The organism is Allobosea sp. CCNWLY174 (assembly GCF_037120455.1).
Taxonomy (GTDB): Bacteria; Pseudomonadota; Alphaproteobacteria; order Rhizobiales; family Beijerinckiaceae; genus Allobosea; species Allobosea lupini.
In genome coordinates this window covers 122,025-134,959 of record NZ_JBBBBQ010000009.1, presented here as the reverse complement: position 1 = coordinate 134,959, position 12,935 = coordinate 122,025, and the positions used below count along the sequence as shown (strand labels likewise).

14 protein-coding genes are annotated in these 12,935 nt (G+C 66.9%); 3 read left to right on the top strand and 11 right to left on the bottom strand.

The annotated features are described in order from the left end of the window. The first annotated feature begins 81 nt into the window (after window positions 1-81). Both V7S63_RS22850 and V7S63_RS22845 read left to right on the top strand, forming a co-directional pair. Entirely contained in the window at window positions 82-720 is a 639-nt protein-coding gene (locus tag V7S63_RS22850; protein ID WP_336531902.1) for a TetR/AcrR family transcriptional regulator, read from the top strand. Between the two features lie 109 nt (window positions 721-829). Continuing rightward, window positions 830-1,057 carry a hypothetical protein gene (locus tag V7S63_RS22845; protein WP_336531901.1) on the top strand — a complete coding sequence of 76 codons (228 nt, stop codon included), beginning with the start codon at window positions 830-832 and terminating at the stop codon, window positions 1,055-1,057. Between the two features lie 107 nt (window positions 1,058-1,164). On the opposite strand, the gene V7S63_RS22840 is transcribed toward V7S63_RS22845, so the two are convergent. From V7S63_RS22840 to V7S63_RS22825, 4 genes are all read right to left on the bottom strand, one after another. Continuing rightward, window positions 1,165-2,670, bottom strand: a complete 1,506-nt coding sequence (locus V7S63_RS22840) for a tripartite tricarboxylate transporter permease (protein ID WP_336531900.1) — start codon at window positions 2,668-2,670, stop codon at window positions 1,165-1,167. Window positions 2,671-2,675: 5 nt separating this feature from the next. After that, complete coding sequence (locus V7S63_RS22835; protein ID WP_336531899.1) at window positions 2,676-3,149, bottom strand: tripartite tricarboxylate transporter TctB family protein; 474 nt, start codon at window positions 3,147-3,149, stop codon at window positions 2,676-2,678. Window positions 3,150-3,223: 74 nt separating this feature from the next. Continuing rightward, window positions 3,224-4,192 carry a tripartite tricarboxylate transporter substrate binding protein gene (locus V7S63_RS22830; RefSeq protein ID WP_336531898.1) on the bottom strand — a complete coding sequence of 323 codons (969 nt, stop codon included), beginning with the start codon at window positions 4,190-4,192 and terminating at the stop codon, window positions 3,224-3,226. Further along, window positions 4,189-4,902 carry a FadR/GntR family transcriptional regulator gene (locus V7S63_RS22825; RefSeq protein WP_336531897.1) on the bottom strand — a complete coding sequence of 238 codons (714 nt, stop codon included), beginning with the start codon at window positions 4,900-4,902 and terminating at the stop codon, window positions 4,189-4,191. The genes V7S63_RS22830 and V7S63_RS22825 overlap by 4 nt, the downstream gene beginning before the upstream one ends. A gap of 133 nt (window positions 4,903-5,035) precedes the next feature. Between V7S63_RS22825 and V7S63_RS22820 the strand changes: the two genes are divergently transcribed. After that, a complete protein-coding gene (locus tag V7S63_RS22820; RefSeq protein ID WP_336531896.1) occupies window positions 5,036-5,944 on the top strand; it encodes a dihydrodipicolinate synthase family protein in 909 nt (302 codons plus the stop codon). Between the two features lie 63 nt (window positions 5,945-6,007). Here the strand turns inward: V7S63_RS22820 and V7S63_RS22815 are convergent, their stop codons facing one another. The 7 genes from V7S63_RS22815 to V7S63_RS22785 form a co-directional block, all read right to left on the bottom strand. Beyond that, window positions 6,008-7,183, bottom strand: a complete 1,176-nt coding sequence (locus tag V7S63_RS22815; RefSeq protein WP_336531895.1) for an MFS transporter — start codon at window positions 7,181-7,183, stop codon at window positions 6,008-6,010. A 220-nt stretch (window positions 7,184-7,403) separates the two neighbouring features. Continuing rightward, window positions 7,404-8,111 (bottom strand): ABC transporter ATP-binding protein, encoded by a 708-nt coding sequence (locus V7S63_RS22810; RefSeq protein ID WP_336531894.1) that lies wholly within the window; start codon window positions 8,109-8,111, stop codon window positions 7,404-7,406. A 1-nt stretch (window position 8,112) separates the two neighbouring features. Further along, on the bottom strand, window positions 8,113-8,856 hold the full coding sequence (locus V7S63_RS22805) for an ABC transporter ATP-binding protein (RefSeq protein WP_336531893.1): 744 nt from the start codon (window positions 8,854-8,856) through the stop codon (window positions 8,113-8,115). Further along, window positions 8,853-9,896: a branched-chain amino acid ABC transporter permease gene (locus V7S63_RS22800; protein WP_091841641.1), complete on the bottom strand. Its 1,044-nt coding sequence runs from the start codon at window positions 9,894-9,896 to the stop codon at window positions 8,853-8,855. Before V7S63_RS22800 ends, V7S63_RS22805 begins: the two co-directional genes overlap by 4 nt. After that, complete coding sequence (locus tag V7S63_RS22795; RefSeq protein ID WP_152015178.1) at window positions 9,889-10,779, bottom strand: branched-chain amino acid ABC transporter permease; 891 nt, start codon at window positions 10,777-10,779, stop codon at window positions 9,889-9,891. Before V7S63_RS22795 ends, V7S63_RS22800 begins: the two co-directional genes overlap by 8 nt. 64 nt (window positions 10,780-10,843) lie before the next feature. Continuing rightward, window positions 10,844-12,025 (bottom strand): ABC transporter substrate-binding protein, encoded by a 1,182-nt coding sequence (locus V7S63_RS22790; protein WP_336531892.1) that lies wholly within the window; start codon window positions 12,023-12,025, stop codon window positions 10,844-10,846. Between the two features lie 85 nt (window positions 12,026-12,110). After that, window positions 12,111-12,914 carry an enoyl-CoA hydratase/isomerase family protein gene (locus V7S63_RS22785; protein ID WP_336531891.1) on the bottom strand — a complete coding sequence of 268 codons (804 nt, stop codon included), beginning with the start codon at window positions 12,912-12,914 and terminating at the stop codon, window positions 12,111-12,113. Window positions 12,915-12,935 lie beyond the last annotated feature (21 nt).

Here is a 12,935-nt window from a genome sequence, read left to right as displayed (position 1 = left end):
TGTAAACGACCTTGAGGTCTTATATTTACGATACGACCTGTATATGAATTAGTTCGAATGGCCCTGTCAAGAGATGTAGCGATGCCCAGGACAAACTCGGCCAAGCCGACGCCCGAGCCTTCCGGGGTCTTTGCCGGCAAGCCTCGTACGCGAGGGCGGCCCCGGCGGAGTGCAACCGATGCTGCCATCACCCGCGCCGTGCTCGATCTGCTGGCGGAGGTCGGCTACCAGCGCTTGTCCTATGACATGGTTGCGCAACGGACCGGCGCCACGCGGCCGACCATCTACCTTCGGGGCGCCAACAAGGTGCTCCTCGTTCTCGGTGCCCTGATCGAGGGCTATGGTATCGACCCAACGCCTGACACCGGATCCCTTGCAGGCGACCTGTTGGAATTGCAGCGCTCTCAGATCCGGTTCTGGAACGACCCCGTCATCGCCGGGCTGTTCCCCGGCCTGCTCGCCGATATCAGTGCCGAACCGGAGCTCGCCAGCAGTTGGTGGCACGGATTCGTGGCACCGCGCAGGGCATCCACATCGCGAGCTCTCGGGCGCGCACGGGCGCGCGGCGAACTAACGGGAGAGATCGATGCCGAATGGATTTGCGATCTCCTGACAGGCCCGCTGATCTGCCGCGCCTTTCTCGGCGGTTATCGACGACTGCCCGAGGAACTCGCGGAAGAAACGACGCGCTTCGTCATGAGCCGGCTTGCTGCAGACTAAGTCGACGATCCCGCTCGGAAAGTCGCCGCATTGCGCGTGTTGAAGCTCACGTGCTCATAGTTCGGCGGCTCGACGACCAGCCATCGTCGTAACCTCCGATCTTAGGGTATTGCGACGATCGATTGAATTCTCTCACTGCCAAAAAACCGCTGCTCTGCGTCATCGACCGTCAGCGGGCACCGTCCAGGCAGAAGGCATCTATGGGCAGTTCATCCACATCAATCCGCGCAAGCGCCTGGTGGTCGTGGTGCTGAGCGCCCGCGCGAAACCGGGCTATCGTCGCCACCTCGAAATCAACGACGACGCCTTTTTCGCGGCCCTGGCGAGCTGTCTGTAGGTCGCGTGGCGCAGCTGACCCTGACTTGGCGAGGCGACGAGGCCGGCTCTGCTCCAGACTCAAACCCGCTGGAGAGTTCCCTTCAGTGCCCGCGCCGGGCGCGCAGCTCACTCGCCGGCGAGTTTTTCCGTTCGGCTGGATGCTCGTATCGAGGCGATGATCGTCCAGCCGATGATCCCGATCGTGATCGCGGCGAGGACGGCGGCGATCGGCCGGTCGACCAGGCCGATCAGCCGGCCGTCGGACTTGATCATCGAGTTGATGAAGTACTCCTCCAGCAATGGCCCGAGCACGACGCCGAGGATCACCGGCGCCACCGGAAAATCGTTCTCCTCGAGCACGAAGGCCAACACGCCGAAGGCGAGCATGACGCCGACATCGAACAGCGAATTGTTGATCGCGTAGGAGCCGACGATGGCGAAGAGCAGGATGATCGGCATCAGCACGCGCCGCGGCACGGAGAGCACGCGCGTCGCGACCTTGATGATCGCCCAGCCGAGCGGCAGCATCAGAAGGTTGGCGATGACGAAGACCAGGAAAAGCGCATACACGTTCTCGGGATTGTTGACGAAGATCGTCGGCCCCGGCGCCATGTTCTTCATCATCAGCACGCCGATGGCGATCGCGGTGATCGAGTCGCCGGGGATGCCGAAGACCAGGGCCGGGATCCAGGCGCCCGCCAGCGAGGAGTTGTTGGAGGCGCCGGCCTCGATCAGCCCTTCCGGATGGCCGGTGCCGAACTTCTCCGGCTCCTTCGAGAAGCGCTTGCTCATCGCATAGGACATCCAGGCCGCCATGTCGGCGCCGCTGCCGGGCTGGATGCCGATGATCGTGCCGAGCGCGCTGCCGCGGATGAGCTGCCAGGGATACTGCTTGGTCAGTCGCCACATATTGGCGAAGATCGGCCCGATCTTCTGGACCACGGCGTGCGGGGCGCTGCCGTCGGAGACCATGTGCCGCATCACCTCCGAGCAGGCGAACATGCCGACCATCATCGGGATCAGCGAGACGCCGCCGAGCATCTCGGTCGACTCGAAGGTGAAGCGCGGCTGGCCGGCCGGGTTGTTCATGCCGACCATCGCGATCAACAGGCCGATCAGCAGCGAGATGCAGGCTTTCAGCGGCGTCGAGGAGCCGATGAAGACCGCGCCGCCCAGGCCGAGCATGACGATCCAGAAGAACTCGACCGAGCCGAAACCGAGCGCGAAATCGGCTATGGCCGGGGAGGCCACCATCATCACCGCCGTGCCGAACAGGCCGCCGAGCACCGAGAACCACAGGCCGATGCCGAGCGCGAGCTCCGGCTTGCCCTTCAGCGTCATCTGGTAGGAATCGTCGACATAGGCCGCCGAGGCCGGCGTGCCCGGGATGCGCAGGAGGCAGCCGGGAATGTCGCCGGAGAAGATCGCCATGGTCGAGGTCGTCACGATGGCGGCGATCGCCGGCACCGGCGGCATGAAGAAGGTCAGCGGCACCAGCAGCGCCGTCGCCATCGTCGCGGACAGGCCGGGGATGCAGCCGACGACGAGGCCGTAGATCGCCGAGGCGGTGATGACGAAGAGCACATAGGGATCGAGCACCATCCCAAGCGCGGTGACATAGGCGTCGAGCATGATGGCTACCAGCGGAACGGTTCGAGCGGTCCCCAGGGCAATTGCACGCCGAGGCCGAGATAGAAGATCGAGTGGATGACGAGCGCGGCCGCGAGCGAGAGCCCGACCGCGTGCAGCGGCTTCGTGTGGCCGGCGAGGAACAGGACGACGAGGATCGCCGTCGCGCAGATCAGGAAGCCGAGGGTCTCGGCGAAGAGCATGTAGAAGATCACCGCTGCCGGGACGAGCAACAGGCGCAGCAGCGCGCCGCCGCTGCGGGCCCAGTCCGAGAGGCCGATCAATGGGCCGGCCTGCGTCGCCCGGGCACCGTTGACGGCAAGGATCGCGGCACAGAGCGCCAGCAGTCCCGACAGGATCAGCGGGAACGCCGAGGGTCCCAGTGGTTGCTCTGACGGGTTCGGCAGGTTCCAGGACGCGGCCGCCATCAGGCCCGACAGGGCAAGGAAGACGAGGCCTCCGAACAGATCGTTGAACTTCATGGCGTACTCGGTGTGCGTGTTGGAAACGGGACGCGGCGAAGCCGCCGCGCCCTGAAACCTCCCAAGACGATCGACTACTGGCGCAGGCGCAGGCCGAGCGCGCCCATGATCTCGCCGTTGTTCTTGTGCTGGGTGGCGAGGAAGCTGCCGAAGGCCGGCCCCTTGGCGAAGGCGTAGCCGAAGCCCCGCTCGGCGAGGAACGATTTGTAGGCCTCGGAATTCGCGACTTTCTCGGTGGCTTCGACGAGGCGGGCCGTCACATCCGCCGGCAGGCCGGCCGGGGCGGCAAGGCCGCGCCAGGTGCCGCCCTCATACTCCTTGCCGATCGCGTCCTTGACGGTCGGCACGCTCGGGAAGGCGCCGATCTTCTCCTTCGACATCACCGCCAGAGACTTGACGCGGCCGGCATCGAACATCGCCTTGCCTTCCGGCAGGGAGGACGGGACGATCTGGACGCCGCCGGACGCCAATTCCTGGAAGCCGGGGGCCGCGCCTTGGCTCGGCACCACCGTGACGCTCTTGGGATTGATGCCCTCGAGCTGAAGCAGGCCGGCGAAGGCGAGATGATAGGCGGCGCCGGCCGCCATGCCGGAGAGCTTGTAGTGGCCGACGGGCTGCTTCTTGATGTCGTCGAGCGCGGCGCGCAGGTCCGCCCAGGGCGAGTTCGTGGCGACGTTGAAGGCGGCCGAGTCGAAGTTCACCAGCGCGATCGGCGTGAGCTTCTCATAGGTGAAGGGAGCGGTGTTCGACCAGTAATAGGTCGTAACCTCCGCCGTCGCGAGGCCGATCGTGTAGCCGTCGGGCTTGGCGTTGACCATCTCGGTATGGCCGACCACGCCGCCGCCGCCGGTGCGGTTGACGACGTTGACCGGCTTGCCGAGTTCCTTCTCCAGCCCGGCCGCGAGGATGCGGGCGACCGCATCGGTGCCGCCGCCGGCGGCCCAGGGCACGACCAGCGTGATCGGGCGCTCGGGCCAGGCGGCGAAGGCGGGCAGCGACACAGCCGCCACGGCGGCAGCGAGCAGCAATTTTGTGAGTTTCATGGCGTTTCTCCCGAGACGGTTTTCTTGTTTGGGCTGGCTCCGTCCGCCAGCACGGAACTGGAGAGCATGTGGCCGCGCGTGTAGCCGAGCACCTGTCGCATCGCCTGGCGGGCCTGTTCGGGCTCGCCGGCGGCGATTGCGTCGACGACGGCGGCGTGGTTGGCGAGGTTGCCGGCGAAGACATCGACGGTGAAGTCGAACATCGCGCTGAGGATCGTATCGATCGCGCCGCGGAAGCTGCGCAGGATCGGGTTGTTGGTGGCGTCGAGGATCGCAAGATGGAAACGCTTGTCGGCGGCGATGGCGGCCTGCGGATCATCCTGACCGGTTTCCATTTCGGACAGTGCCGCGCGGATGCGCGCGAGATCCTCCGGGGTGGCGCGGGTCGCGGCCAATGCCGCTGCCTCCGGCTCGATGATCTCGCGCGTCTCTTCAAGAGCGAGCAGCAGGCCGCGGTCGAGCCCATCCTCGCTGCGCATCCAGCCGAGCACTTCGCGGTCGAGCAGCGTCCAGTCGTGCTGCGGGCGGACCTGCGTGCCGTGCCGAGGCCGCACCGTGAGCAGGCCCTTGGCGACGAGGGTCTTCACGGCTTCGCGGACGACACTGCGGCCGACGCCATAGCGTTCGGCGAGATCAGGCTCGGCCGGCAGGACGGTACCCGAAGCGATCTCGCCGCGCACGATCGCGGCGCCGAGCGCTGCGACCATCATGCCGATCTTTCCTGGCTTGCTGCCTCGCGCCATGGCCCGTTTTCTCTCCCGCGGCGGGAAACTGTCACGTCCGGGGCTTGCGCGCAAGCATTCATCTGATGTTTAACATCTGATCATTGAAGCGAGGCACGCCATGACCACTGAGACCGCGTTCACCGGCATCCATGCGATCCTCTACGCGCTGTTCGACGCGCAGGAGCGGCTCGATCGGCAGGCGATGCGACGGCAGGTCGAGATCTGCCTGGAGCACGGCGCCCATGGCATCGCGGCGCTCGGTCTTGCGACGGAAGTCTCCAAACTGACCGTGCCGGAGCGGCGCACGGTGATGGAGTGGACCTCGGAGGATGTCGGGGGCGTTAAGCCGCTCGGCTTCACCATCTACGGCACCTCGGTGGCCGAGCAGGTCGAGCTGGTTCGAGCGGCGGAGGGAGCCAAGGCCGATTGGGTGATCCTGCAGCCGCCCATGGTCGGCAGTTTCGCTGCAACCGAATACATCCGCTTCTTCGGCCGGATCGCGGATGCCACACACCTGCCGGTCGCGATCCAGAACGCCCCCGCCTATATGGGCCGCGGCCTGTCGGCGGAGGACATCCGCAGCCTCGTCGCGCAGCATCCGAACATCAAGCTGGTCAAGGGCGAGGGGCCGGCGACGGAGATTCGGCAGCTGATCGAAACGACCGAGGGCCGCCTGCCTGTGATGAACGGCCGCGGCGGGCTCGAGCTGATCGAGAACCTGCGCGCCGGCTGCGTCGGCATGATCCTCGCGCCCGAACTGATCGACCTCACGGTGGCGATCTATGAGAGCTTCGTCTCGGGCGACGAGGTCACGGCCGAGGCCAGCTATCGCGAGGTACTGCCGACGATCGTCTTCATCATGCAGTCATTGGAAAGCCTGATCTGCTACGGCAAGCGCCTCTTCGGCGTACGTGCAGGCATCGAGATCCATGATCGCGCACCGGCCATGCGGCCGACGGCCTTCGGACTGGAGCTCGTTCGCGGCCATGCCCGGCGGGCTGGATTGTTCGAAGCCAGCAGTCGCTAGGAGAGGCCCTCGTCGACCATGCGAGCGGCAACGAGGAGACGAGCCCCCGCAGTGGCTGGAGCCTCAACGCCAGCTGCGGCGCCAGAGCACGAAGATGCCGCAGGCGGCCAATTGCGCGGCGACCAGCAGATAAGGCCAGTCGAAGCTCGCCGTCCGGCTGGCGATGAAGGCGAAGATCAGGGGCCCGCAGAACGAGCCGGTGAAGCCGAAAAGATTTGCGGCGGAGGTGACGTCGCCGATCTGCGTCGGCGGCGCCAACCGCGCCAGCTCGGCCATGTAGACCCCGTTCCAGCCCAGCGACGTCGCACCGATAAATGCGACCGAGCAGTACAGGGCCCATGACGGACCCGCTGCCGACCAGACGAGCAGGACGACCGCAGCGCTCGCGGCGAGCAGAAGCAGGCCGAGCAGGAGCAGGCCCCGGCGCCAGCGATCCGCCAGCCAGCCCAGCGCAATCCGCGAGACCGTGCTGGCGGCGAGCAGGACGGCCATGAAGTAGCCGGCCTCCGCCAGGCTCTTGCCGTGCTGCGTCACCAGATAGGTCGCCGTGAAGGCCTGGACGCTGGTCTGGGCGACCGAAAACGAGATGCCCATGCCGGTGAGCAGCGGCAATGTCGGGTGCGAGCGGATGACTTCGGCCGCGCGGCGCAGGGCTGAGGGCGACAGGAACGTCCGGGCCCATTGCCGATTGGCAGGCCCCCTCTCCACATCGAGCCGCTTCTGGAACGGCTGCACCGCCAGCAGGCTGAGCAGGACGATGGCCGCGATCAGCCAGATCGTATGGGTAAAGCCCAGCCCGATGACGGCCGGAGCCACCGAAAGACCGGCGATCGTTCCGCCAAGCGGGACGCCGGCCTGTCGGATCGAGAAGATCAGGTTGCGATGCGTGGGCGGCGCCGTGCGCATCAGCATCGTGCTGCCCGCCGGATTGTTGGGCGCGGTGCCGAGACCGAGCACGAGCGCGCCGGCGAAGCCGAGGATGGCGATCGGTTGCGACAGCAGGATCAGGCCGAGGCACATTGCTGCGAGGCCGATCTGCAAGGTCCGGATCGGGCCGTGATGGTCGAGCATCGGGCCGCCGCAGGCCAGGCACCAGCAGATGCCGATCGAGACGGCGGAGGACACATAGCCAATGCTCTCCGGCGGCAGGTTCCAGCGCTGTGTCAGGATCGGACCGAGAAGGGGAACTGCTGCGGCAGCGAAGGAGCTTACGATCTGCACGAGGAGCGTGGCGCTCAAGGCGCTCCCCCACAAAGGCAGCTTCAACGCGATCTCCTCCCGACGCCGTCACCACATCTCCCGGCCAGCAAACCGTCTTTCGGCGGCGCTGTGCACGATGTCGGCTTGCGTTGGTCTTCCGCGAATCCGCCGTTGCGGTCGAGGGCCAGGCACGCCTTGCCTGACCTGCAGGATTTGCATGCAACCGCCTCACCACGCCCGAGATGGCTAGCGCCAGGCGTCAGACCGCCAGAGCCGTCAGCAGGCGCGCGCAGTCCGTTTCGTCCTCGGCGTCGCCGCTGAGGACGATCCGTCCGCGCTCGATGACGACGAAGCGATCCGTCACCGACAGCGCCTCGTGCACGTTCTGCTCGACCAGAAGCACGATGCAGCCGCGCTCGCGCAGTTCGCGCACGATGGCGAAAACCTCGGCGACGATCATCGGCGCCAGCCCTTCGCTGGGTTCGTCGACCAGCACCAGCCTGGGCTCACCGACCAGCACGCGCGCCATGGCGAGCATCTGCTGCTCGCCGCCCGACAGCGTCGTGCCGAGCTGGCGACGGCGCTCGCCGAGGCGGGGAAAGCGGTCGTAGATCTGCTCGATGGCGGCGCGCTCGGCTTTGGCTGCCCGGCCCCGTACCTGCAGCAGGCCGAGCTGCAGGTTCTCCTCGACGGTCAGGCCGGGGAAGATGCGCCTGTCTTCCGGCACCAGCCCGACGCCGGAAAGGCAGATCCGGTCGGGCGCGAGCCCGTTCAGGGATTGCCCACCGAGCGTGATCGCACCCTCGCTCGGTTTCACCCAGCCGGCGATCGTCTTGAGCAGCGTCGTCTTGCCGACGCCGTTGCGGCCGAAGATGCCGATCACCTCTCCGGGCGCCGCCGAGAGGTCGATGCCCTGGATGACGTGGCTCAGGCCGTAATGGCTGTGCAGTCCGTTGATCGCGAGCATGTCAGTGATGTCCGAAATAGGCAGCCTGCACCGCCGGATCAGCCCGCACCATGGCGGGCGGTCCCTCGGCGAGCTTGCGGCCCTGATGCATGACGACGACATGGTCCGAGAGGTCCATGACAAGCCCGATATCGTGCTCGATCAGCAGCACGCTGACATCGCGGCTGAGCTCGCGCACCAGCTTGGCGGTGTCGGCCGTGTCGGCATGGCTCATGCCCTGCGTCGGCTCGTCGAGCAGCAGGATCTTCGGCTCCGACGCCAGGCAGACCGCGATCTCGAGCCGGCGCTGGTCACCGTGCGAGAGATTGCCGGCGAGCTCATCGCGCTTGTGGCCGAGCTGGAAGCGCTCGAGCATCTCGTCGGTCTTGGCGAGCGCCCGGGTCGAGCGGGCGAGCGGCAGGAAGGCGCGCGTCGTCGGCTCCAGAACCTGCGCCGCCATGCGCAGATTCTCCGCCACTGTCAGCTCGAAAAACAGGTTGGTGATCTGGAACGAGCGCGACAGCCCGGCCGCCTTGGTGCGCGCCGGCGAGGCGCCGGTCATGTCGACGCCGTCGATCAGGAGCTGGCCGGATTTCGGCTTGAGCGCGCCGCTGATCAGGTTGAACAGCGTCGACTTGCCGGCGCCGTTCGGCCCGATCACCGTGGTGATCCGGTTGCGCTCTGCGCTGAAGCTGACCTTGTCGACCGCCTTCAGGCCGCCGAAGGCGATGCCGAGCTCGCGGGTTTGGAGGACGGGACCGGTCATGGCTTGGCACTCCCTGCTTCGAGCCGGGCCGGGGCAAAGGACGGCGCGACAGGCTTTCGCGCACCGGCGAGCAGGCGCGCCTCGATGCGCGGCCGGATGAAGCCGACCAGCCCCTTGGGCAGGAACATCACGCAGACCATGAAGATCAGGCCGATCACGATGAGATGGTGCTCGGTCCAGCTGCCGATGATCGACTTCAGCAGGACGAGCAGGACCGAACCGTAGATCGCGCCGATCAGCGTGCCGACGCCGCCGAGGATGACCGAGATCACCGCATTGCCGGAGGTCGCGAAGAACATCAGCTCCGGCGAGACGAAGCCGCGCAGCATCGGATAGAGCGCGCCCGAGAGCCCGGCGATCAGCCCGGCCAGCACATAGGAGAACATCCGCGCCCGCCAGACCGAATAGCCGAGGAAGGGCACGCGCTTCTCATTGGCCTTGAGCGCGGTCAGCACCCGGCCGAACGGCGTGTCGAGCAGATAGGCGGTGAGCCCGTACAGCCCCATGATGATCGCGAGCACGATCAGGAAGAAGCCGACCGGGTTGCCGGCAGAGACCGAAACCGGGCCGAAGCCGATCTCGATGACGGGAATGCCGATCATGCCGTCGGAAGCGCCGAGCTCGCGGGTGTTGTAGACGACCTTGGCGACGACCTGCGCGAGGCCGAAGGTGATCAGCGCGAAATAGACGCCGCGCACCCGGTTGGCGATCAGGCCGCCGATGATCGAGGCGACGAGCGTCGCCCCACCTGCCGCCGCCATGGCGAGCCAGAAGGACGGCACCTTCAGCAGGGTCAGCGCCGAGACATAGGCGCCGATGCCGAAATAGAGCGCCTGCCCCAGCGAGAGCGCGCCGGAATAGCCGAGCAGCAGGTCGACCGAGAGGGCGAGCCCCGCAAAGATCAGCGCCTCCGTGCCGAGGCGAAGATAGAAGGTGTCGCCGCTGGCGGCGCCGATCGCGGCGAGCGCAAGCGCGGCAGCGACGAAGACCAGGGCGAGCAGATGGCTCGCGCGCATCGACAAAGTCAGCCGGTCACGCATGGCCGAGCCTCCCGAACAGGCCCTGCGGGCGGAAAACGAGGAAGGCGACCATGGTCCCGAACACGATCGGATCGGTCCAGACCGGCGAGATCACCAGGCTGGCCAGCGCCTGCACCTGCGTCAGCAGCAGGCCGGCGACGACGGCGCCCCAGATCGAGCCCATGCCGCCGACGATGACGACGGTGAAGGCGAGCAGGATGAAGTCGCGCCCCATGGTCGGGAACACCGAGTAGACCGGCGCGAGCAGGACGCCGGCGAGGCCGGCGAGCGCGACGCCGAAGGCAAAGGTGCCGGCATAGACCAGCGCCACCGGCACGCCGAGCGAAGCCGCCATGTTGCGGTCGAAGGCGGCTGCCCGGACCATCGCGCCAAGACGGGTGCGATAGACGACATAGGCGACTCCGCTGACGATCGCCGCGCCGACCACGATCAGGAAGAGCCGGTAGTTCGGCACGATGATGCCGGCGAGCTCGGTCGCGCCGGGGATCGGCGTCGGCGGCCGCTGGGTGTTGGGCCCGAAGGCGACCTTGAGCAGATCCTCGACCACGAGCGCGAGGCCGAAGGTGACGAGCAGCGTGGTGACGTGCCGATCCCGGCTGTCGAAGACCGGCCGGATCAGCAGGCGCTCGGCCGCCATGCCGAGCGGCACCATCAGGACCGGCACCAGCACGAGCAGGAACCAGAAACTGATCCCGGCTGCGCCCAGAGCGAGAGCGGCATAGGCGCCGATGGCGTAGAACTCGCCATGGCTCATGTTGATGACGTCGAGCATGCCGAAGATGATCGTCAGCCCGAGGGCGACCAGCACCACGGCGACCCCGAGCGCGAGCCCGTTGACGACCTGCGGCGCCAGCACGAATTGGAGGTAGTCGAGGGCATTCATGTCATGTGCTTTCGCGAGGGCGGTGTGACCCCTCCCCTGTGAAGGGAGGGGTCGGCGCCTGTCCTCAGAACCTTGTGCAGGCGTCGGGGCCGATCGCCTTGTCGGCGTCGACCTTGTCGATGATGTCGAACTTGCCCTTGGCGACGCGCACCACATACATCGGCTGCATTGCCTGGTGATCGCCGGCGCGGATGGTCTTGGCGCCCTGCGGCGTCTGCCAGCTCAGCCCGCGCAGCGCCTCGCGCACCTTGTCGGTCTCGGTCGAGCCCGCCTTCTCGACAGCGGCCTTATAGGCGAAGAGCAGGCCGTAGCTGTCGGCGCCGTAGAGATCGGGATCGGCCTTGTTGGCCGCGCGGAAGGCTGCGACGAACGCCTTGTTCTCCGGTGTGTCGATCTGCGGGGAATAGCCGACGCCGGTGGCGAAGCCCTCGGCCGCCTGGCCGATCGCGCCGATGTTCTGCGAGGTCACGGTGCCGGAGGCGCCGACGACCTGCAGATTGGTGAGCAGGCCGAAATCCTGCAGCTGGGTCAGCAGCCTGACGGTGTCGTTGCCGGCGACGGAGGTGTAGAGCACCTGCGGCCTCGAAGCGCGAATCTGGCCGAAATACTGGGTGTAGTCCTTGGAATCGAGCGGCGCGAACACCTCGCCGCCGGTCGGCGCACCGGATTTCTCGGCGCTGCTCTTGAAAGCGGCGACGGTCGAGCGGCCCATCTCATAGTCGGGGCCGAGATAATAGACCTTGGCCTTCGGCTTCTCCTTGGCGAGCCAGGCGGCGAGCGCGACCGATTGCTGCTCGGCGCGCGCGTTCACGCGGAACATGTTCGGCGAGCATTTGTCGGTGGTGATCGAGTCTGCGAAGGAGACCGTCGTCGCCGCGAGCTTGGCGTTGCGCTCGGCCAGCTGGGCGACAGCGAGCGTCGAACCGGAATTGACCGTGCCGGTGAGGAAGTCGACCTTCTCGACCTGGAACAGCTTCTCGGCCTTCTGTACGGCGACGGCCGGGTTGGCCTCCTCGTCCTCGAAGACTAGGCTGACCTGCCTGCCGGCGATGCCGCCCCCTGCGTTGATATCCTTGGCGGCGAGCTCCAGGCCCCAGCGCACCTGCTGGCCGATCGGGGTATAGGTGCCCGAGAGCGGCGTGACGACGCCGATCTTGATCGGGCCGCTCTGGGCGAGCGCGCCGCCGGTGAGCGCCGTCGCGGCGAGCAGCCCGGCGACGGCTGCGAGATATCCGGTCGTCTTCATGGTCGTTCCCTCGGTTCTGGTTGTTGTTCTGCGGTGTCGGTCGGGCGAACCCGCGCGGGCATGCCCGTGCAGGTCATTTGCCGGCTCAGCGGCCGGTGAACTGCGGCGCGCGCTTGGCGTGGAAGGCCTCGACGCCCTCGCGGAAATCGTCGGACTGGCGCAGGCGGCTATAGCAGTGCCCTTCCAGTTCGATCGCGATCGCCAGCGTCGAATCCTCGGTGTCGTTGAGCAGCTTCTTGGCGGTGCGCTGGGCGATGGGCGAGAAGGAACGCAGCTCGTCGACCAGGCGGTCGGTCGCGGCCTCGAGCTCCCCGTCCGGCACGCATTCGGTGGCGATGCCCCAGTCGAGCGCCTGCTGGCCCGAGATGCGCTTGGAGCGCATCACGATGTCCTTGGTCCGGGTGATGCCGACGATCTTCTGCAGGCGGGCCGAGCCGCCCGAGCCGGGAATCTGTCCGAGCTTCTGCTCCGGTAGCGCGTATTGGCAGGTTTCCGAGACGATGCGGAAGTCGCAGGCGAGCGAGATCTCGAAGCCGACGCCGAAGGTGTAGCCGCGGTTGGCCACGATCACCGGCTTGGCGCAGCGCGCCGGGGCGGCGATGTTCCAGGCGAGCTTGGAGACGTGCTCGGGCGAAGCCTCCAGGAAGCCCTTGATATAGCCGCCCGAGGAGAAGTGCTCGCCGACGGCGCGCAGCACGATGATGCGCACGCGATCGTCCTCGTCGAGCGCCTCGAACACCTTGCGCAGCTGGTCGCGCTGGGCCATCGCCACCGTGTTCATCGGCGGCCGGTCGAGGATGATGTCAGCGCGTTCGCGGGCGGGATCGATCTCGACGCGGAAACCGTCGAGACCGGTGAGGCTGGCGTGGATCGGGGTGACTGCGTTCATGGCTTTAGCTCTCGGTTTCAG

What these genes read in the sequence shown, in the direction of transcription:
- V7S63_RS22830 (WP_336531898.1), bottom strand. Translation starts at nt 4,192, where the DNA reads ATGAAACTCACAAAATTGCTGCTCGCTGCCGCCGTGGCGGCTGTGTCG.
- V7S63_RS22795 (WP_152015178.1), bottom strand. Translation starts at nt 10,779, where the DNA reads ATGAATGCCCTCGACTACCTCCAATTCGTGCTGGCGCCGCAGGTCGTC.
- V7S63_RS22820 (WP_336531896.1), top strand. Translation starts at nt 5,036, where the DNA reads ATGACCACTGAGACCGCGTTCACCGGCATCCATGCGATCCTCTACGCG.
- V7S63_RS22790 (WP_336531892.1), bottom strand. Translation starts at nt 12,025, where the DNA reads ATGAAGACGACCGGATATCTCGCAGCCGTCGCCGGGCTGCTCGCCGCG.
- V7S63_RS22800 (WP_091841641.1), bottom strand. Translation starts at nt 9,896, where the DNA reads ATGCGTGACCGGCTGACTTTGTCGATGCGCGCGAGCCATCTGCTCGCC.
- V7S63_RS22785 (WP_336531891.1), bottom strand. Translation starts at nt 12,914, where the DNA reads ATGAACGCAGTCACCCCGATCCACGCCAGCCTCACCGGTCTCGACGGT.
- V7S63_RS22850 (WP_336531902.1), top strand. Translation starts at nt 82, where the DNA reads ATGCCCAGGACAAACTCGGCCAAGCCGACGCCCGAGCCTTCCGGGGTC.
- V7S63_RS22805 (WP_336531893.1), bottom strand. Translation starts at nt 8,856, where the DNA reads ATGACCGGTCCCGTCCTCCAAACCCGCGAGCTCGGCATCGCCTTCGGC.
- V7S63_RS22810 (WP_336531894.1), bottom strand. Translation starts at nt 8,111, where the DNA reads ATGCTCGCGATCAACGGACTGCACAGCCATTACGGCCTGAGCCACGTC.
- V7S63_RS22840 (WP_336531900.1), bottom strand. Translation starts at nt 2,670, where the DNA reads ATGCTCGACGCCTATGTCACCGCGCTTGGGATGGTGCTCGATCCCTAT.
- V7S63_RS22825 (WP_336531897.1), bottom strand. Translation starts at nt 4,902, where the DNA reads ATGATGGTCGCAGCGCTCGGCGCCGCGATCGTGCGCGGCGAGATCGCT.
- V7S63_RS22835 (WP_336531899.1), bottom strand. Translation starts at nt 3,149, where the DNA reads ATGAAGTTCAACGATCTGTTCGGAGGCCTCGTCTTCCTTGCCCTGTCG.